Raw genomic sequence first — 18,781 nt, forward strand, 5'->3', positions numbered from 1 at the left:
CCTGTGCACCTCCGCCGTGTCTCCGATGTGACATCTAGAACGTTAGAGCGCCCCAACCCCCACCGGAACTCCCTTAAGCCTCACTTAGGGAACCGCTGAGCCCGGCTTATTCAGTCCGTCCTGCCGGCGCCGCTCACCTGCACGAACAGCGGAAGAGGACCGAGAACGCGGTCCGAAGCCTTGGGCTTCGTTGAACCAAGCTCGTCCGGCACCTGCCCCGCCGATCAAGGCGGGGTTCGGTCAGCGGACCGATGGCGTTGGACGCGCGGCAGGGGCACCCGATCATCGCGGTGGTCCACGTCACAGCCTGGAGGCCCGTTGACACTCTCCATGAAGGTTCCGATCCGGCGGCGCACCGTCGCCGTGGTGCTGAACGTGCTCGTGCTCGTAGCGGCGCTGTTCGTCGCCACCGGGGCGGAGGCCACGCCCCGTCCCCTCAAGTTCAGCGCGCCCAAGGGTGCGACGCTCCCGGCCATGTCCTGCGCGGAGGTCGCGCGGCTGGATCTGAGCGGTGTCCCGGACGCACCGGCGAACATCGCCTCGGCGACGGTCGTCGCGGCCGACGACAACCCGCTCGGCAAGTGGGAGGCCTGCAGGGTCAAGGGCGTCATCGCACCGCAGATCCAGTTCGAGCTGATGCTGCCCACCAAGACGTGGGAACGGCGTTATCTGCAGACCGGCTGTGGCGGCTTCTGCGGCAGCGTCAACGTGAACGCCCCGGCCAGCTACGGCTGTGCCCCGCTCACCAACGGAACGTTCGCGGTGGCCTCGGACAACGAGGGCCACTACGGAATCAACGGGACCGATGGGCTCTTCGGCGCCGACCCGCAACTGCGGGTCGACTTCGGCTACCGCTCCCAGCACCTCACCTCCATCCTGGCCAAGGACGTCATCAAGCGCTTCTACGGCCAGCCCGCCGCGCGCTCGTACTTCACCGGCTGCTCGGAGGGCGGCGACCAGGCCCTCACCGAGGCGCAGCGCTACCCGGAGGACTTCGACGGCATCGTCTCCGGCGCGCCCGCGGCGAACATGACCGCGCTCGCCATCTGGGACCAGGGCTGGAACGGGAAGGCCATGCTGGACGGCAACGGCAAGCCGACCCTCAGCGTGGACGATCTAAAGCCGCTGCACGAGGCCGTGCTCAAGGCGTGCGACGCCCGTGACGGCACCCGCGACGGCCTGGTCAGCGACTCGATGGACTGCGAGTTCGATCCGAAGAGCATCGCCTGCCCGGCTCGTGGCAACGCGTCCGGCTTCTGCCTCACCCCGGCGCAACTCGAGTCGCTGAGCAAGATCTACTCCGGGGCGCGGGATCGCAAGGGCCGGCTGATGTACCCGGGCTGGCAGCCGCACGGTTCGGAAAGCGAGTGGGCGAACTGGCTCGTCCCCACCACCCCGGGCACGCCGTCACGCCAGGCCGCCTTCGCCGTGAACACGCTGCGCTGGCTCGCCTACCCGGGGGTGCGGCCATCGCTGACGCTCGACGACGTCCAGTTCACCGAGGCGAACTTCAAGGAGATCATGGGCCGCGTCTCGGGCATCTACGACTCCACCGACCCGGATCTGAGCGCGTTCCGCCGGAAGGGCGGCAAGCTGATCATGTGGCACGGTGAGGCCGACCCGGCGGTGCCCCCGTCCAGCACGATCGCGTACTACAACGCGGTCACCGACCGCATGGGCGGGCTCGACCGGACCCAGGAGTTCGCCCGGCTGTTCATGCTGCCCGGTGTGGCCCACTGCAGCGGCGGCCCGGGCCCCGACCGTTTCGACGCGCTCACCGCGGTGGTCGACTGGGTCGAGCAGGGGAAGGCACCGGACAGCATGCTCACGAGCAAGGCGGACGGTTCGACCCGCCCGGCCTTCCCGTACCCGCTCATGGCCGTGAACACCACGGGCGGGCCCGTCGATAAGGCGTCGAGCTACACCGCACAGCCGCGCCGTTCGGCGGACCAGCGGATCAGCTGGCTGGGCAGCTTCCGCTCGGGTTACCAGAAAACCTGCGGCTGGGTCGACGGCAAGTGGGTCTGCCAGAAGGGCAAGGCCTAGCACGGAGGGACAGTCCCGCCCGGTGGGGCGGGACTGCCCCGCAGCGATGTTTCGGCGTGCGTCGAAAGGGTTCGCTCCCAGACTGGGCTCAGTTCCGAACGAGTGAGGAGGCCCAGCTCATGACGGCAGAGATCGAGCGGATCTATCAGGCGTGGGACGAGGCGCTGGGAGCGAAGGACGTCGACGCGGCGCTCGCCCTTTACGCACCCGACGCGGTGCTCGAGAGCCCGCTCATCCGCCACCATCTGGGTGTCGACGAGGGCGTCCGGCGGGGACACGGGCAACTGCGCGAGTTCCTCCAGGTCGTGTTCGACCGGCAGCCGCCGCAGCGCAAGCGGTTCCGCACCGGCTACTTCACCGACGGCCGGACGCTGATCTGGGAGTATCCGCGATCCGCGCCGGACGGGGACCAGATGGACTTCGCCGAGGTGATGGAGATCGCCGACGGGCTCATCCAGCGTCACCGCGTCTACTGGGGCTGGTACGGCCTGCGGCTGCTCGAAGCCGGTCGCCGCTAGAATTCCGGGGGACCGAAGGAAATGATCACGCGCGCGTGGCGGGCGAGGGTGCGGGTGTCCGGCGACGAGGGCTGGACACGCGTCCTAGGGTCTGTCTCGGAGTGACCTCAGGTACGGCGCGAGCGCGCTACCTGGCCGCTGGGGCGATGCCGGAGGCGAGCGTCACCGGGCAGATCGCGAAGCGATGTCGCGCTCGCACCAAGCACGGTCAGGGTGCGAGCCGCCAGGCGAGCAGCCTGGGCCGGGCTTGCAAAAAACACAGCCCGCTAGGCGAGCGCCGTAGGCCGGGACTGGGAAACACAGCTCAGATACGGGAGTGGCGGCGCCGGACCAGGCGGCGGGAGCGGCGCTGGGGCGGTAGCCACTTGGTGCGGAACCACATCTGGATCTGCGCGCCGCCCAGCACCGAGCGGTGGATGCGCAGATGCCCGCCGGTGGCCTCGGCCGCGCGGCGGGCGATGTCGAGGCCGAGGCCGGTGGAGCCGCCGCCGCTGCTGCCGCGCCGCAGCGCGGCCGTCGGGTCGGCGATGCCGGGGCCCGCGTCGGCGACCAGGATGCCGGTGAGGCCCTTGCCGACGTGCAGGGTGACGGCGAAGTCGGTGCCCTCGGTGGTGTGCCGGAAGACGTTGCCCAGCAGCGCGTCCACGGCGGCGGCCAGCTCGGTCGCGGGGATGGGCAGCGCGGCCGGGCGGTCGGCGCCGATCAGCTCGCAGGAGCGGCCCTCGTCCTCGGCCAGCACCGACCAGAACGCGACCCGTTCCTTCAGCACCTTGGAGGCGTCGCAGCTGCCGCGCGCGGTCGGCTTGCGGACGGTGCGGATGATCTGGTCGACCTCGTGCTCGATCCGGCCGACGGCCTCGCGGGTCTGGTCGGCGACCGGGCCGTTGCCCAGCGCCTCGGCGTTCAGCCGCAGCGCGGCCAGCGGGGTGCGGAGCCGGTGCGAGAGGTCGGCGGCCATCTCCCGCTCGGCGGCCAGCAGCTGGACGACGTGGTCGGCCATCGCGTTGAACGCCAGCCCGGCCTCCACCAGCTCGGGCGGGCCGTCGGGCTCGATCCGCACCCGCAGGTCGCCGTCGCCGAACGCGCCCGCGGCCTCGGCCAGCCGCCGGGTGGAGCGGATCATCCGGGCGCCCAGCCGGTCGGCCACCGCGACCGACCCGGCCACCAGCGCGGCGGCGACGGCGGTCATGACCAGCCAGGCGTTCCACACGCCGCGCGACAGGTCCTCGTCGGGGATGAAGACCTCGACGACGGCGGTGCGGCCCGCGTCCAGCGAGACCGGCTGGAGCAGCGCGTGCCCGCTGTCGACGCGGGTGGTGTACGAGCGGCCGCGCCGGGCCGCCTCGGTGATCTGGTCGAGGCCGGCGCGGGAGCCTCCGCGGGGCCCCTGCGGGACGATGGTGTTGTCGGGCATGTGCACGGCCATCCGGCGGGCGGCGCCGGCCTGGGTGCTGACGACGGCCCGTTCCAGCGAGGCCGGGTCCTCGGTGACGACCAGCACCGGGCCGAGCGCGCTGGCCTGCCGCTCGGCGGTGGTGAGGGCGCGGTCGCGGGCGATCTCCCGGACCGTCAGCGCCAGCGGGATGAGGAACGCCAGCGCGACCATCGACGTCACCGCCAGTGACACCAGGACCAGCGTCCGCCTCATGACTTGCGGGGGTCGGCCAGGCGCACGCCGACGCCGCGCACGGTATGCAGGTAGCGGGGTTTGGCGGCGGTCTCGCCGAGCTTGCGGCGCAGCCACGACAGGTGCACGTCGATGGTCTGGTCGTCGCCGTAGGCCTGCCGCCACACCTCGGCGAGCAGCTCGCGGCGGGCCACCACCCGGCCGGGCCGGGCGGCGAGGTAGGCCAAGAGGTCGAACTCGCGGCGGGTGAGTTCCAGCGCGGCGCCGTCCAGCGCGGCCTCGCGCTTGTCCAGGTCGATGTGCAGCCCGCCCACGCGCAGTTCGGCGGTGGGACCGGAGCGGGACGCGCGACGCAGTACCGCGGCCAGCCGGGCGCTGAGATGCTCGGCCGAGAACGGTTTGATGAGGTAGTCGTCGGCGCCCGCGTTCAGTAACCGGACGATCTCGGGTTCGTCGTCCCGGGCCGTCGCGATGATGACCGGGACGTCGGAGACTCCGCGCAGCATCTTCAGCACCTCGGCACCGTCGAGATCGGGCAGCCCCAGATCGAGGATCACCACGTCGGGAGGCGACTGGGTCACCTCGCGCAGCGCGTCCATCGCCGTCCCGACGCTGCGCACAACGTGCGACCGCGCGCTCAGTTCACGGATGAGGGCCGTCCGGACGTTCGGGTCGTCCTCCACCACGAGCACACTCGCCATGCCGGAACCGTATGCCACCATGTGCCAATGCGTCGCGCAATGTCGTACGTTGCCCTTCGAGGTGTCGTAACGGCGCTGGCCGGGGGCCTGCCGCGGTTGGAAGTACGGAATGTCGTGTGCGCGCCATCGCGCTACGGGGTCGGCCGCAGGCCGTGGTCGGCGGCGAAGGCGGCCAGCCGGCCGGCGGCCTCGCCGGTGCGCCGCCAGGGCCGGACGATCAGCCGGTCGACGCCGAGCGCCTCCCAGTCGGCGACCTCCGCGGGCCCTGAAAGCCCGTAGGCGTGCACGGTGATCTCGAACGGCTCCCCGGTCCGCCCCGCCTCTCTCCGGTACGCACGGAGTCGCTGAAGCCGCAGGGCGACGCCTTCCAGGGTCTGCGGCATGCTGATCCACCCGTCGCAGAGGAAGGCGGCGCGGCGGAGCGCGGCGTCGGACTCGCCTCCCGCGACCACCGGGAGCCGCTTCTGGACGGGCTTGGGCTCGAACGCGACCTCGGGGAAGCCGAAGAACTCGCCGCGGTGCTCGACGGCCGGCTCGCTCCACAGCCGCCGGGACACCGCGATCGCCTCGTCCAGCCGCCGGCCCCGGGTGGCGAAGTCGACCCCGGCGGCGATCCACTCGCCCTCGTACCAGCCGGCGCCGACCCCGACGATGGCGCGCCCGCCGGAGATCCGGTCGAGGGTGGCGAACGCGCGCGCGGCGACGAACGGGTGGCGCAGGCCGTACAGGTAGACGGCCGTGCCGAGGCGGACGCGGGAGGTGACGGCGGCGAGCGCGCACAGGTAGGCGGGCGCGTCGAACAGCGGGGTCTCGGGCCTGATGCCGGGCCGTTCCGTGCCGGGGTAGGCGGCGGTGGACAGGTCGGTGGCGAAGACGAGGTGCTCGGGCAGCCAGACGGACTCGAACCCGAGCCGGTCGGCCTCGACGGCCAGGTCCTGCCAGACGGCCGGGTGGACGAGTCCCAGCGGCACGCCGAACCTCATCGCGGGTCCTCCCGGGTGACGCGGCCGTCGGCGAGGTCGCGGCGGACGGCGTCGGGGTCGCGTTCGGCGGGGTCGCCGTAGCCGCCCCCGCCGGAGGTCTCCACGACCAGGGCCTCGCCCTCGTCGAGCGGTTGGCGGGTCGCCTTGGTGCCGAGCGGTTCGCGGGTGCCGTCGGCGCGTTCGCGGTAGTAGCCGCCGGCCCGGCCGGGCCCGCCGCCCGCCGCTCCGGGCGGTGGCCGGAGCAGCCGGTCGCCGCGGGTGTCGACGCGCGCGCCGTCCAGCATCCGGATGACGGTGCGGGTGCCGAGCCCGCCGCGGTGGCGCCCGGCTCCGCCCGAGTCCGGGATGAGCGAGACCTCCTCCACCCGCACGGGCAGCCGCGCCTCGATCGGCTCGGCCTGCGGGACGATGTTGCGCCCGCCGCCGAACAGCGCCCCGGTCGCGTCCGGCCCGTCGTGGCCGTCGCGCGCGCCCATGCCGCCGAGGTCGAACGACATGTGCAGCCACGGCCGCCGCGCCCCGCTGATGCTGAAGGCCTGCAGGATCCCGGACGCGGCCACTCCCCCGCCGCCGGGGAAAGCCGTGGTGAGGGCGGCGAACACGGCCTCCTCGGCCGCCGCGACGGTGCCGAACCGGCCGCCGCCGGGGAACGGGGGCGTGCAGTGCACCAGCGTCCCGGCGGGCATGCGGACCTCGACGGGCGCGAAGCAGCCCTCGTTCATCGGCAGCGCCGGGTCGACGAAGCAGCGCACCGCGTACAGCACGCCGCCGTGCGTCTGGGAGAAGCCGGAGTTGATCGGCAGCGGGACCTGCTCGTCGGTGCCGGCGAAGTCGACGACGATGCCGCCGCAGCCGTCGACGCCGACCGCGACGCGGATCGTGTGCCCGTCGTCCAGCCGGTACCCGCCGCGGTGGGTGCCCTGCGGGAGGCCGGCGAGGCCGATGCGCATGCGGCGCTCGGTGTGCGCGAGGTATCCGGCGATGCCCCGCGCGAGACCCTCGGGGGTGTGCGCCTCGGCGATCTCCTCCAGCCGGCGGGCCGCGACGTTGGCGCCGGCGATGAGCGCGCGCAGGTCGCCGACGAGCTTGCCGGGCGTGCGGCTGTTGGCGGCCAGCACCCGCACCATGTCGTCGACGAGGCCGCGCGCGGTGGCGATGCGGACGGGCGGGAGCTGGAGGCCCTCCAGGAACACGTCGGTGGCGTCGGAGGCCATCCCGCCCGCCGACAGCCCGGACAGGTCGGCGACGTGGATGAGCGTCCCGGTGAAGTAGGCGGGCACGCCCTCGATGAAGACGGGTTTGAAGACGAGCAGGTCGTTGGCGTGGATGCCGCCTTGGTAGACGTCGTTGAGCACGAACACGTCGCCCGGCTCCATCGTGTCCGGCGGGTGGCTCTTGAGGACGTACGGGAGCGCGCCGCGCAGGCTCGCGCACTGGATCAGGGCCGTGGAGAGGGAATGGGCGATGAGCCGCCCCTGCGCGTCCAGGATCGCGGCGGCGGCGTCCGCGCCCTCGACGATGAACGTCGAGTAAGCGGACCGCACCACGACGATGCCGGCCTCCTCCGCGGCCACGCACAGCGCGTTACGCAGGATCTCCGCGGTCAACTCGTCACCGCTCACGATGGCTCCTCGTGGTGGATGAGAAGGGCGCCGTGGTCGTCGACGGCGCCGTGCCAGCCGGGCGGCACCAGCAGCGAGCACTGCGGCTCGGTGACGACGCACGGGCCGGTCAGCTCGTCCCCGGGGGCGCAGGCGGCGCGCTCGCGGGTCGGGACGTCCTGGAACGCACCGTCCAGCCACACCCGGCGCGAACCGGTCCCGTCCGCGCCGCCCGGTGGCGCGGCGGCGAGGCGTTCCCGCGAACCCGACGGCAGGACGACGCGTACGCGCGCCGTGGTGAGCTCGGCGGGGTCGCGCAGCTCTATCCCGTACGACTCCTGGTAGCGCTTGTAGAACTCCTCGGCCGCGCGCTGCACGGTCTCCGGCGTGATGGGCCCGGACGGCAGCTCGACGGTGAAGGCGTGCGCCTGGCCGATGAAGCGGATCCCGACGGAGCGGACGCACACCGCTTCGGCGACCGCGAGGTCGGCCAGTGCGGCGCGCTCCAGATCGTCGAAGACGCGCGCCAGCCCGCCGAGCGCGTCACGGCTCCCCGAGCACGACACCAGACCCGCCACGGGCGCCAGGAACGTGCGGGCGCGCTCGATGGCGAGGTCGGCGTACAGCAGCCCGACCGCCGACCCGACGCCGGCCTGCGGCGGCACGAGCACGCGCGCGATGCCGAAGCGCTCGGCGAGGCGGGCCGCGTGCGTCGGCGCCGCGCCGCCGAGCGCGACCAGGGTGAAGCCGCGCGGGTCGATGCCGCGCCGCACGGTCACCACGTGCACGGCCGCGCCCATCTGCGCGTTCGCGATGTCGTGGACGGCCGCGGCCGCCTCGACCACGCCGACGTCCAGGGGACGGGCGAGATGCTCGGCGATGGCCGCGCGCGCCCGCTCCGCCGACAGCGTGAACCCGCCGAATCCGTCCGGGTCGAGGTAGCCGAGGACCAGATCGGCGTCGGTGACGGTCGGCAGCCCGCCGCCGCGCCCGTAGCAGGCGGGTCCGGGGTCGGCGCCGGCCGAGCGCGGCCCGACCCGCAGCGTGCCGGACTCCACCCACGCGATCGACCCGCCGCCCGACCCGACCTCGGCCAGATCGATCGCGGGCACCTTGATCGGCACGCCGGTGCCGGGCCGGCGCCCGCCGAAGCTGCCCTTGCCGCCGACCTGGAACTCGTGCGTGACGCCGGGCCGGCCGCCGCGGACGAGCCCGGCCTTGGCGGTCGTCCCGCCCATGTCGAAGGAGATGAGATCGGCCAGGCCGCGCCGCGCGCCCTCCCTGGCCGCGGCGATGACCCCGGCGGCCGGGCCGGACTCGATCGTGTAGACGGCGCGGGACGCGGCCAGCGCCGTCGGCAGCACTCCGCCGGCGGACTCCATCACGTGCACCGGCGCCGTGACGCCCAGGTCGCGCAAGCGCGCGCTGAGCCGTTCGAGGTAGGACGCCATGACGGGTCCCACGTATGCGGACATGAGGGTCGTGGTGGCGCGCTCGTACTCGCCCATCTCCGGCCACACCGACGAGGACGTGACGACCGGGGTCCCGTCCGGGAGCGCGTTGCGGACGATGTCGGCTAGGCGTTGCTCGTGGACGGGGTTGACGTAGGAGTGCAGCAGGCAGATCGCCACGGCGGCCACGCCGAGGGCCGCGATCTCGTCCGCGACGAGGGCGGCTGCTTCCTCCTCTAGCGGGACCAGCACCTCGCCGTTGGCGGCGATGCGTTCCGGTACGGCGAAGGTGTGCGACAGGGGGACGGGCGGCTCGGGCCGCTCGTACGCCAGGTCGTAGCGTTCCTCCTCCACGCGGGCCTGCCGTCCCAGCGCGAGCATTGACCGGAACCCCGCGGTGGTGACGAACGCTACGGGCACCCCTGTCCGTTCAAGGATCACGTTGGTCGCGAGGGTGGTGGCGTGGACGAACCGGTCGACGTGTCCCGGCTCCACTCCGGTCGCCGCGAGGACCTGCTCCACCCCTCGAAGCAACCCGATCGTGGGGTCGTCGGGCGTGGTGAGCGTCTTCGCCACCTGGACGCGCCCATCGGCCCCGGTGAGGACCACGTCGGTGAACGTGCCTCCGACATCGCTGGCAAGGGTGATGCCCATACGCTCCTCACTCCTACTCTTCGGGCACTTAGGGCAGGCGGGCGATACGAGACCTTTGGGGAGCGAGAAGGGCTTGGCGTAGCCGGGCGCGGTGCAGGCCGTCGTCGCCCCATGCGGAGCGCAGCGCCCATACGCGGTTGAGCCATAGCTGGAGGTCGAGTTCGTCGGTGTAGCCGATCGCGCCGTGGACCTGCAGGGCCGTGCGGGCGGCGCGGTGCGCGGCCTCGCTCGCGGCGTTCTTGGCGGCGGACACCTCGCGCGGCGCGGTCGCGGCGCCGTGGGCGAGCGCGTACGCGGCCTTGTAGACCAGCGGGGCGGCGAACTCCAGCCCGACCGCGACGTCGGCGAGCTGATGCTTGACGGCCTGGAACGTCCCGATGGCCTTCCCGAACTGGCGCCGCTGCCCGGCGTAGGCGACCGCGTCCCCGCACAGCCGCCGCCCCAGCCCGAGCAGCTGCGCGGCCGTCGCCAGGGCGGCCCGGTCGAACGCCTCCGCCGCGGCCTGATCGCGACCCGTTTCGGGCAGGTCGGCGGTGAAGAGGCGGCGGGTCTGGTCGACGGACGCGTGCGGTGTCAGGGACGTGCCGGCGTCCGGTTCTGCGATCGCCACCTCCCCGCCGGGCCCGGCGACGATGAGGAGGCCGGCTAGGTCGGCGTCGGGCAGGTAGGGCGAGTCCGCCGGGCGGGCCGACACGATCAGTGCGCCCGCCGCGATCGCCTCCGTCCGGCCGGTGTCGCCGCGCAGCACGGGCGGCGCCGCGACGGCCGTCTCGACCAGCGGGCCCGGCACCGCGAACCGCCCGGTCTCCTCGTACGCGAGCACGGTGTCGACCGGGGTCAGCCCGAGCCCGCCGTGCTCCTCGGGGACGTGCGCGCCGAGCAGCCCGACATCGGAGAGCGCCCGCCACGCCGGTCCCGGCCGCGCCGCGGAGCCCGGCCCGGCGGCGGCCGCGGCCCGTACCGCCTCGGGAGGACAGGTCTTGGCGAGCACCTCGCGGACGGTCTCGGCCAGCAGCCGCTGGTCGGCGGTGAACGAGAACCTCATCGGGAACCTCCGAGGAGAGCCCGGCCTTCAGGCCGGGCAAGAATCGGACTCCTGCGGATCAGGGCAAGGACAACCGTTCGGCCGCCGGGGCGCGGCGTCCACCCCCCGAACACCCGACTTGCACAAGCTGGTGTTGCTAGCTTGTGGGCATGTCGACCCGGCATGTGAAGCGGGCGTTCAAGTACCGCTTCTACCCGACCCACGAGCAAGCTGCCGAGCTTGCCCGGACGTTCGGGTGCGTGCGGAAGGTCTACAACCTGGCACTGGCCGCCCGTACTCAGGCGTGGACGCTGCGCCAGGATCGTGTCAACTACAACGCCACGTCGGCGATGCTGACGGCGTGGAAGAAGACCGAGGAACTCGCCTACCTCAACGAGGTGTCCTCGGTTCCGCTGCAACAGGCGCTGCGGCACCTGCAGGCGGCGTTCACCGCCTTCTGGGATAAGCGGGCGCGGTATCCCCGGTTCAAGTCCCGCAAGAAGTCCCGCAAGTCCGCGGAGTACACCACCAGCGCATTTCGGTTCCGGGACGGTGAGCTCACTCTGGCGAAGATGTCCGACCCGCTGGACATCGTATGGTCGCGGTCCCTGCCGGAGGCCGCGCGGCCGTCCACGGTGACCGTCTCGCAGGACGCGGCCGGGCGCTGGTTCGTGTCCCTGCTGTGCGAGGACCCTTCTGTCATGCCGCTGCCCGAGGCCGGCGACGCAGTCGGTGTGGACGCCGGACTGGAGCACCTGCTGACCCTGTCCACCGGTGAGAAGATCGCCAACCCCCGGCACGAGCGGCGCGACCGCGAGCGGCTGGCCAAGGCCCAGCGGGAACTGGCCCGCAAGGCCAAAGGCGAGGGCGCCAACCGCGCCAAGGCCAGACGGAGAGTCGCCAGGATCCATGCCCGGATCGCCGACCGCAGGCGTGACCACCTGCACAAGCTCACCACTCGGCTCGTTCGTGAAAACCAAACGATCGTGATCGAGGACCTGACCGTCCGCAACATGGTCAAGAACCGCAAGCTCGCCCGCGCTATCAGCGACGCGGCCTGGAGCGATTTCCGGAGCATGCTGGAGTACAAGGCCGCCTGGTACGGCCGCGAAGTGATCGCAGTCGACCGCTGGTTCCCCTCCTCCAAATTGTGCTCGGCCTGCGGCACCTTGCAAAAGAGGATGCCGCTGAACGTCCGCACCTGGGCGTGCGAGTGCGGCGCGACCCACGATCGGGACGTGAACGCCGCCAAGAACCTTCTGGCCGCCGGACGGGCGGTGACGGCCTGTGGAGCCGGTGTAAGACCTCAACGGGAGTCCTCCCGGACGGGGCGGTCGGCAGCGAAGCAGGAAACCCGCGGGGCGACCCGCGGACTTCTCTGCCTTCGGGCAAGGGAGGACGTCAACTCGGCAGCCCCAGGACGCGTTCGGCGATGATGTTGCGCTGGATCTCGTTCGTCCCGGCGTAGATCGGCCCGGCCAGCGCGAACAGGAAGCCGTCCAGCCAGCGCCCGGCGGCGGGCGCGCGCGGGCCGAGCAGCCGCAGCGCCAGCTCGTGCATGCGCAGGTCGAGCTCGGACCAGAACACCTTCATGAGGCTGGAGGCGGCGCCCAGTTCGCCGCCCTCGGCCAGCCGCGCGGCCGCCTGGAAGGTGTGCGCCCGGTAGGCGTCGCTGTCGCACCACGCTCGGACGGCCTCGTCCCGCAGCGTCTGGTCGTCGCTCGCCACCGCCAGGTCGAGCAGCCGGTCCGCGGTGGCCATGAAGCGGCCGGGACTGCGTAGCGTCAGCCCGCGCTCGGAGCTGGTAGTGGCCATCGCGACCTTCCATCCCTGGCCGACGCCGCCGAGCACGCCGTCCGCCGGGACGTGCACGCCGTCGAAGAAGATCTCCGCGAAGCCGTGCTCGCCGTCGAGCTGCGCGATCGGCCGCACGGTCACGCCCGGACTGTCCAGCGGCAGCATGAAATAGGTGAGGCCGCGATGCCGCTCGGAGCCGGGATCGCTGCGGAACAGGCCGAAGCACCAGTCCGCGTACGCGGCGCGCGAGCTCCAGGTCTTCTGCCCGTTCAGCCGCCAGCCGTCGCCGTCGGGGGCGGCGGTGGCGCGCAGGGCGGCCAGGTCGCTGCCCGCCTCCGGTTCCGACCACGCCTGCGCCCAGACGTCGTCGGCGCGGGCCATCCGGGGCAGATGCCGCCGCTTCTGCTCGGCGGTGCCGTACGCCATCAGGGTGGGGGCGAGGAGGAAGATCCCGTTCTGGCTCACCCGGCCGGGCGCACCGGCGGCCCAGTACTCCTCCTCGAAGATCAGCCAGTCGACGAGGTCCGCGCCGCGGCCCCCGTACTCCGCGGGCCAGGACACCGCCGACAGCCGCGCCCCGGCCAGCGTGCGCTCCCACTCGCGGTGCCGTGCGAAGCCCTCGGCGGTGTCCATCGAGGGCGGCGGGTCAGGGGGGACGTGCGCGGCGAGCCAGTCGCGGACCTCGGCCCGGAACGCGCGCTGCCGCGGGGTGAAGGTGAGATCCACACGACCTCCGACAGAGACCAACCTAGCGACCGCTTGGCACGCTAGCGCCCCCTCCCCCGGCCCGGCAAGGGACCACCCTCGGCCAGGCGGGTCAGGAAGGGGCGACGGCCACCGTGATCTCGGGGCGCTCCCGGAACCCCGCCAGCACCTCCGGCGGCGCCCCGGAATCGGCGATCAGCGTCCACGCCCAGGAAGACCGCGTCCGCGGTGATCCCGCGCAGCGCGCCCTCCGCGATCGGGCCGATCATGCCCAGGCTGACGTTGCGCAGATTCGAAGAGTGGTTGCGCAAATACGCAAACCAACCTAACGACCGCTTGGTAAGCTGCGCCCATGATCGCGGTCATCACCGGCGCCGGCCCCGGGCTCGGCCGGACCCTCGCCGTCCAGCTCGCCCGCGAGGGCGCCGACGTCGCCCTCGCCGCCCGCACCGGCGGTACCCTCGACGCCATCGCCGCCGAGGTACGGGCCGAGGGCCGCACCGCCCTGCCCGTCCCGACCGACATCTCCCGCCCCGACCAGGCCCGCCGCCTCGCCGACGCGGTCGCCGACCGCTTCGGCCATGTCGACGTCCTGGTCAACGCCGCCTTCCCCGGCACCCACCGCAAGAACGTCCTCGACATGGACGAGGCGTACCTCGACCAGTGGCGCCGGGCCGTCGAGACCGCCGCGTACGGCACCCTCCTGGCCTGCCGCTACATCGCGCCCCTCATGACCGCCGGCGGCTCGATCGTCAACCTCACCTCGATGTCGAGCCGCACCGGCTACGCGGGCCGCAGCGACTACGCCGCGGGCAAGGCCGCCGTCCACCTGCTGTCGCACTGCCTGGCCGACGAACTCGGTCCCTCCGGCATTCGCGTCAACTGCGTCGCGCCGGGCTGGATCGCCAGCGACGTCCTGGACGACTGGATGCGCACCCGCGCCGCCGCCGAGGGCGTCACGTTCGAGGAGATCCGCGCCCGCGACGTGTCCGCCATGGCCCTGCGCCGCATTGCCACAGAGGAGGACGTGGCGCGGGCCGTCCTCTACCTGGCCTCAGACGAATCCCGCTCCACGACGGGCGCCACCATAGACGTCAACGCGGGCCAGCTCTTCACCTGACCCGCGTCCCGTCGTGCACCCGCACGAACGGCCCGCCCGCCCGCAACGCGTCCAGCACCCGCACGGCCCGCGCCTCCACCATCCGCGCCCCCACCTCGTCCAGCGTCAGCCACGCGACCTCCGAAGCCTCCTCGGTCGCTCGCCCGGTCCCCCCGACCGGACGGCACCGGAACGCCAGCGTGACCACGCCCCGCGCCATGTTCTTGTAGACGCCGGTCAGCACCTCGGCCTCCGCGCGCACGCCCGTCTCCTCGAACACCTCGCGCGCGACCCCGGCCTCCGGGCTCTCGTCCAGTTCCAGCACGCCGCCCGGCGGCACCCACCGCCCGTCGTCGGCCCGCTTGATCGCCAGCACGCGCCCGTCCCCGCGGACCACCACCCCGGTCACGCTCACCGAATGCAGCGGCAGCTCAGAAGGCATCCGGCGCCGCCCACTCGTATGCAAGCCGCCACAGTTGCCCCGGGAAGACGTTGGTCACCATTTCCAGAGCCCGGCCACTCTCGTCGAACGCGAGGCGCTGCACTTCCATCACGTACTGCCCCCGCCCCACGTGCAGGAATTCCTGCTCCTCGGCGAGCGGCCGCCGAGCCTCGATCTCCTCCGCGAACCGGACGACCCGATGCCCGCGCTCGGCCAGCCGCCGGTACATCCCCGTCGGTCCCGTATCCGGCGTGGCGATCTCGACGCCGCCCGCGATGTCCAGAGGAATGTAGGAGACCGCGAGCTGCACCGGTCGCTCGTCGGCGAACATGTGACGTCGTCGCACCAGGACGCGCGCCCCGCCCTGGAGGCCCAGGCGCTGCGCCACACCGGCGGGCACCGCGGCGACCTCGACCTTCACCAGTTCGGTCCGGGGCTCAAGACCCGCCCTATGCATCTCCTCAGCAAAGCTGCTGTTTTCAACACCCTTCTGGGGCGGTATGCGCCGAACGCGCTTCACCGTCGGCGTCTCGATGACGAACGAGCCGCGTCCGTGCTCGGTCCGCACGTACCCCTCGGCCTCCAGGAGAGCGATGGCACGGTTGATCGACGTCTGGTTCAGACCGTACTTCCGCGCCAGCTCAGGCTGACTCGGCAGAGCGTCTCCGGGACCGTGGTCGCCTCGGACGATCGCCTCACGCAGATCGTCCGCGACCTGGCGGTAGCGCGCCCTGGGCCGCTCCAAGCCCATCTGTTCTCCCTTGCCGATGACCACTGTGTTGACCCTAGCGCCGCCCTCCGAACGGGTGCGCAGGCCGTTCACGGAAAGCCCTTCGCACTTATGACATATGTGTTAGGTTCCACGCGACGGCAAGGACTGCGAGGAGGTCGGACGTGATGATCACGAAGGTTGAGCTCGTCGAGCGACCGCGATGCGTGCTCGCGCTCAGACCCGCTCCAGCGGAGGTCGGCGTCGCACGGCGAATGCTACGCGGCGCGTTGCACGAGTGGGAACAGCCCCACTTGGCGGACGACGCGTGTCTGGTGGCCGACGAGCTGGTGACCAATGCGGTGGAGCACGCCGCAAGGATCGCCCTTGTGGCCTACCAGACATCGGAACACCTCCTCATGCTGGAGGTATGGGACGACAGTCCCATACCGCCCGTCGCCAAGGAGGCGTCGCTCGACTCGCTGGGAGGAAGAGGGCTCCTCATCGTCGACGCGCTCGCGTCCACCTGGAGCTGGCGCCCGGTCAACGGCGGCAAGGTGGTATGGGCCGTCCTCTGAGTGTCCGCGGTGGGTGTGATCATGTGGGACGCACTCGATGCCGGGAGAGGGCTTGATGCTGACCGACGACTACGGGGTTCGCGTGCTCGATCTCGAGCGTGACGAGCGGCGGGCGCGGGTTCGGGTGTTCGTCATCCGCTACGACAGGAAACGGCGCAGCCATGCGCCGCTGCCCCAGGACGGCGCTTTCTTCATGCGCATGCTCTGGGAGATGGCGGCGGACGGGGATCCGATCCGGAACGAGGTCTCCGCCGAGCAGGTGCGGGACGACGCATGGGTCCGTGGGAACGCGCACCGGTTCGTGGAACGGTTCGTAGAGGACGCCTCGCGCAAGCCTTCGATGGACGACGGAGGTTACGACCTGCTCGACGGCGACTTCCACTACGAGCGGGACGGCGGCTGGCCGCACGAGTTCCGGTTCGTGCAGGGCGACTACGACGTCCGGGTCACCGACGCGCGCTGGCTGGAGCATGTGAGGAACGGGCAGGCGCTGGGCAGCGCGTCACGGGAGGCGGGGACCGCGCAACTCCGTCCTGGGGATCTTCCGTATCTGCCGGACCTGCGGCGTCCTGCGGTGACGCTCATGCCGTTCCTGGACGAGCCCGACGAGTTCGGGGAGTTCGACGACGACTGCGTGCTCGACCGGCTGGTGTTCTCCGACGACTCGCGCTACCTGGCCGTCACCGGCGAGGGCGGCGCGCTGGTCGTCTACGAGACGGGCGGCTGGACGGAGAAGGCCCGTGCCCACCCGGGTCGCGACGGCCTCGACGGCGTCATCTGGGTGCCGGGGCGGCATGTGGTCGTCCTCAGCGACTCCTACAAGATCCACGGCGAGCGGCCATGGGCGTACGACGTGGACGCCGGCAAGGAGGTCGAGGCACTGGAGCAGGCCGGTCATATGCGGTCGCGGACGGGCCGCTACCGGGTCGAGTTCGGCCGCGACGGCTCGATCGTGTTCGTCACCCAGGACCGCACGGTGCCCGTCGGCCCCGACGACGAGTCGCTCCTCTCGACCGACGACGTCGCCTTCGACGCGGCCGAGAGCCGCGTGTTCGTCTGCCGCGGGCCCAACGTGTACGTGCTGGACCCGGCCACCGGGGAGCCACTGGACACGATCACCGCCGGGGTGCGGCGCCTGGGGTCGGTGGCGGTGAGCCCGGACGGCGCCTACGTCGCCACCGCGCCGCACACCACATACGGCATGGCACCCTGGCCCCCGCGCCCCGAGGTGGAGGGACGGGAGGCCGGGGACGAGCCGTCGGTCTGGCGGGTCGCCGACGGCAGGCCGGTGCAGCACTGCAGGATCGGCCTGAACATCGGGGCCCTCGCATGGTCGCCCGACGGCCGCTGGCTGGCCGCCAACGTGGACGGTGGGCACCACCCGAGCGACCCCGCGCAGATCTACGTGTTCGAGGTCCCTCACCCGGAGTGAGGGGCCCGGTCATGGTTGGGGGCTGATCTCCTAGGGGATACCGGTTCAGGACACGGCGTCGGGGGCGATCTGAAAGGACGGCCCCCATGGTCCTGGATCCCGGCGAGGCAGGACGGGCACGCGGGCTGGACGAGTCCGGACGCAGGCAGCAGGTGCGCAAGGCGGCGCTGGCGAGTGTGGTCGGAACCAGCATCGAGTGGTACGACTTCTTCCTTTACAACACGGCCGCCGCGATCGTCTTCAAGGACGTGTTCTTCCCGGAGGCGTCCGACTACGCCGGGACGCTGTCGGCGTTCGCGACGTACGCGGTGGGGTTCGCGGCGCGGCCGATCGGGGCGGCGATCTTCGGGCACTGGGGCGACCGGCTGGGCCGCAAGGCCACGCTGATCATCACGCTGGTGCTGATGGGCGTCTCCAGCGCGCTGATCGGCGTGCTGCCGGGGACCGAGACGCTGGGCGTGGCCGCGCCCGTGCTGCTGGTGCTGCTGCGGATCCTGCAGGGCATCGCCGTCGGCGGCGAGTGGAGCGGCTCGGTGCTGCTGTCGATGGAGTGGGGCGACCAGAACAAGCGCGGGCTGATGGCGAGCCTGCCGCAGATCGGGGTGCCGATCGGGCTGATCCTGGGCACCGGGGCGATGACCGCGATCGCGCTGTCGGCCGGGGACGCCTTCACCGCGTGGGCGTGGCGGATCCCGTTCCTGCTCAGCCTGGTGCTGGTCGCGATCGGGCTGTGGGTGCGGATCCAGGTCATGGAGACGCCGCTGTTCGCCGAGGTGGTGCAGAAGGCCGAGGTCGCCAAGGTCCCGGTGGCCGAGGTGATCAAGCGGCATCCGCGGGAGATCCTGCTGAGCGCGCTGCTGCGCTGCTCGGAGCAGATGCCGTTCTACATCTTCACCTCGTTCGCGCTGACGTTCATCCACGAGGAGCTCGGCATGGCGCAGGGGCTGGCGCTGGGCGCGGTGACGGCGGCGGCCGTGCTCGAGCTGTTCACGATCCCGGCGGCCGGGCATCTGGGCGACCGGCTCGGCGGCCGGCGGGTGTACGCGGTCGGGTCGCTGCTGGTAGCGGTCATCGCGTTCCCGTACTTCGCGCTGCTCACCACCGAGATCGCGGTCGTGGTGGTGCTGGCCGTGGTGATCGCGCAGATCCCGCACGCCATCCAGTACGGCCCGCAGGCCGCGTTGATCGCCGAGAGCTTCCCGACCCGGCTGCGGTACGGCGGCGCCGGCATCGGCTACCAGCTCGCCTCGGTGATCGCGGGCGGTCCAGCGCCGCTGCTGGCGACGTGGCTGCTGCACGACTACGGCTGGTGGGCGATCGCCACCGCGATGGTGGTCAGCTCGGCGCTGACGCTGACGGCGGTGGCGCTGCTGCCCGACCGGTCGCGGGCCGACATCACCAAGGCGTAGTCGTA

General features: G+C 72.2%; 16 protein-coding genes. 7 read left to right on the top strand and 9 right to left on the bottom strand.

Going from position 1 to position 18,781, the window contains the following annotated elements:
- Positions 1 to 330 precede the first annotated feature (330 nt).
- Both ABD340_RS38020 and ABD340_RS38025 read left to right on the top strand, forming a co-directional pair.
- Positions 331 to 2,046 (top strand): tannase/feruloyl esterase family alpha/beta hydrolase, encoded by a 1,716-nt coding sequence (locus ABD340_RS38020; RefSeq protein WP_344595804.1) that lies wholly within the window; start codon positions 331 to 333, stop codon positions 2,044 to 2,046.
- A 119-nt stretch (positions 2,047 to 2,165) separates the two neighbouring features.
- Positions 2,166 to 2,564 (top strand): nuclear transport factor 2 family protein, encoded by a 399-nt coding sequence (locus ABD340_RS38025; protein ID WP_344595805.1) that lies wholly within the window; start codon positions 2,166 to 2,168, stop codon positions 2,562 to 2,564.
- A gap of 304 nt (positions 2,565 to 2,868) precedes the next feature.
- On the opposite strand, the gene ABD340_RS38030 is transcribed toward ABD340_RS38025, so the two are convergent.
- From ABD340_RS38030 to ABD340_RS38055, 6 genes are all read right to left on the bottom strand, one after another.
- On the bottom strand, positions 2,869 to 4,212 hold the full coding sequence (locus tag ABD340_RS38030; protein WP_344595807.1) for a sensor histidine kinase: 1,344 nt from the start codon (positions 4,210 to 4,212) through the stop codon (positions 2,869 to 2,871).
- Positions 4,209 to 4,892: a response regulator transcription factor gene (locus tag ABD340_RS38035; protein WP_344595808.1), complete on the bottom strand. Its 684-nt coding sequence runs from the start codon at positions 4,890 to 4,892 to the stop codon at positions 4,209 to 4,211. Before ABD340_RS38035 ends, ABD340_RS38030 begins: the two co-directional genes overlap by 4 nt.
- 131 nt (positions 4,893 to 5,023) lie before the next feature.
- Positions 5,024 to 5,875 carry a TIGR03619 family F420-dependent LLM class oxidoreductase gene (locus tag ABD340_RS38040; protein ID WP_344595809.1) on the bottom strand — a complete coding sequence of 284 codons (852 nt, stop codon included), beginning with the start codon at positions 5,873 to 5,875 and terminating at the stop codon, positions 5,024 to 5,026.
- Complete coding sequence (locus tag ABD340_RS38045) at positions 5,872 to 7,497, bottom strand: hydantoinase B/oxoprolinase family protein (protein ID WP_344595810.1); 1,626 nt, start codon at positions 7,495 to 7,497, stop codon at positions 5,872 to 5,874. Before ABD340_RS38045 ends, ABD340_RS38040 begins: the two co-directional genes overlap by 4 nt.
- The gene (locus ABD340_RS38050; RefSeq protein ID WP_344595812.1) at positions 7,494 to 9,581 is read right to left on the bottom strand and encodes a hydantoinase/oxoprolinase family protein; all 2,088 of its coding nucleotides are present in this window, start codon (positions 9,579 to 9,581) and stop codon (positions 7,494 to 7,496) included. The genes ABD340_RS38045 and ABD340_RS38050 overlap by 4 nt, the downstream gene beginning before the upstream one ends.
- Positions 9,582 to 9,609: 28 nt before the next feature.
- Positions 9,610 to 10,626: an acyl-CoA dehydrogenase family protein gene (locus ABD340_RS38055; protein ID WP_344595813.1), complete on the bottom strand. Its 1,017-nt coding sequence runs from the start codon at positions 10,624 to 10,626 to the stop codon at positions 9,610 to 9,612.
- A gap of 149 nt (positions 10,627 to 10,775) precedes the next feature.
- On the opposite strand from ABD340_RS38055, the gene ABD340_RS38060 reads away from it, so the two are divergent.
- The gene (locus tag ABD340_RS38060) at positions 10,776 to 12,041 is read left to right on the top strand and encodes an RNA-guided endonuclease InsQ/TnpB family protein (RefSeq protein ID WP_344595815.1); all 1,266 of its coding nucleotides are present in this window, start codon (positions 10,776 to 10,778) and stop codon (positions 12,039 to 12,041) included.
- Here ABD340_RS38060 and ABD340_RS38065 read toward each other — a convergent pair.
- Entirely contained in the window at positions 12,007 to 13,128 is a 1,122-nt protein-coding gene (locus ABD340_RS38065) for an acyl-CoA dehydrogenase family protein (RefSeq protein WP_344595817.1), read from the bottom strand. The two genes, ABD340_RS38060 and ABD340_RS38065, sit on opposite strands and share 35 nt — an antisense overlap.
- 331 nt (positions 13,129 to 13,459) lie before the next feature.
- Between ABD340_RS38065 and ABD340_RS38070 the strand changes: the two genes are divergently transcribed.
- The gene (locus ABD340_RS38070; protein WP_344595818.1) at positions 13,460 to 14,227 is read left to right on the top strand and encodes an SDR family oxidoreductase; all 768 of its coding nucleotides are present in this window, start codon (positions 13,460 to 13,462) and stop codon (positions 14,225 to 14,227) included.
- Here the strand turns inward: ABD340_RS38070 and ABD340_RS38075 are convergent.
- On the bottom strand, positions 14,220 to 14,648 hold the full coding sequence (locus ABD340_RS38075) for an NUDIX hydrolase (protein WP_344595819.1): 429 nt from the start codon (positions 14,646 to 14,648) through the stop codon (positions 14,220 to 14,222). The two genes, ABD340_RS38070 and ABD340_RS38075, sit on opposite strands and share 8 nt — an antisense overlap.
- Positions 14,638 to 15,423 (bottom strand): GntR family transcriptional regulator, encoded by a 786-nt coding sequence (locus tag ABD340_RS38080; RefSeq protein WP_344595821.1) that lies wholly within the window; start codon positions 15,421 to 15,423, stop codon positions 14,638 to 14,640. Before ABD340_RS38080 ends, ABD340_RS38075 begins: the two co-directional genes overlap by 11 nt.
- 122 nt (positions 15,424 to 15,545) lie before the next feature.
- On the opposite strand from ABD340_RS38080, the gene ABD340_RS38085 reads away from it, so the two are divergent.
- The 3 genes from ABD340_RS38085 to ABD340_RS38095 all read left to right on the top strand — a co-directional run bounded on the left by ABD340_RS38085 (position 15,546) and on the right by ABD340_RS38095 (position 18,776).
- Positions 15,546 to 15,935, top strand: coding sequence for an ATP-binding protein (locus ABD340_RS38085; protein ID WP_344595867.1), 390 nt, complete (start codon positions 15,546 to 15,548; stop codon positions 15,933 to 15,935).
- A 55-nt stretch (positions 15,936 to 15,990) separates the two neighbouring features.
- Complete coding sequence (locus tag ABD340_RS38090) at positions 15,991 to 17,367, top strand: WD40 repeat domain-containing protein (protein ID WP_344595823.1); 1,377 nt, start codon at positions 15,991 to 15,993, stop codon at positions 17,365 to 17,367.
- Positions 17,368 to 17,453: 86 nt separating this feature from the next.
- Positions 17,454 to 18,776: an MFS transporter gene (locus ABD340_RS38095; protein WP_344595825.1), complete on the top strand. Its 1,323-nt coding sequence runs from the start codon at positions 17,454 to 17,456 to the stop codon at positions 18,774 to 18,776.
- Positions 18,777 to 18,781 lie beyond the last annotated feature (5 nt).

Source organism: Actinomadura vinacea (genome assembly GCF_039532545.1).
In the GTDB taxonomy this organism is placed as follows: Bacteria; Actinomycetota; Actinomycetes; order Streptosporangiales; family Streptosporangiaceae; genus Spirillospora; species Spirillospora vinacea.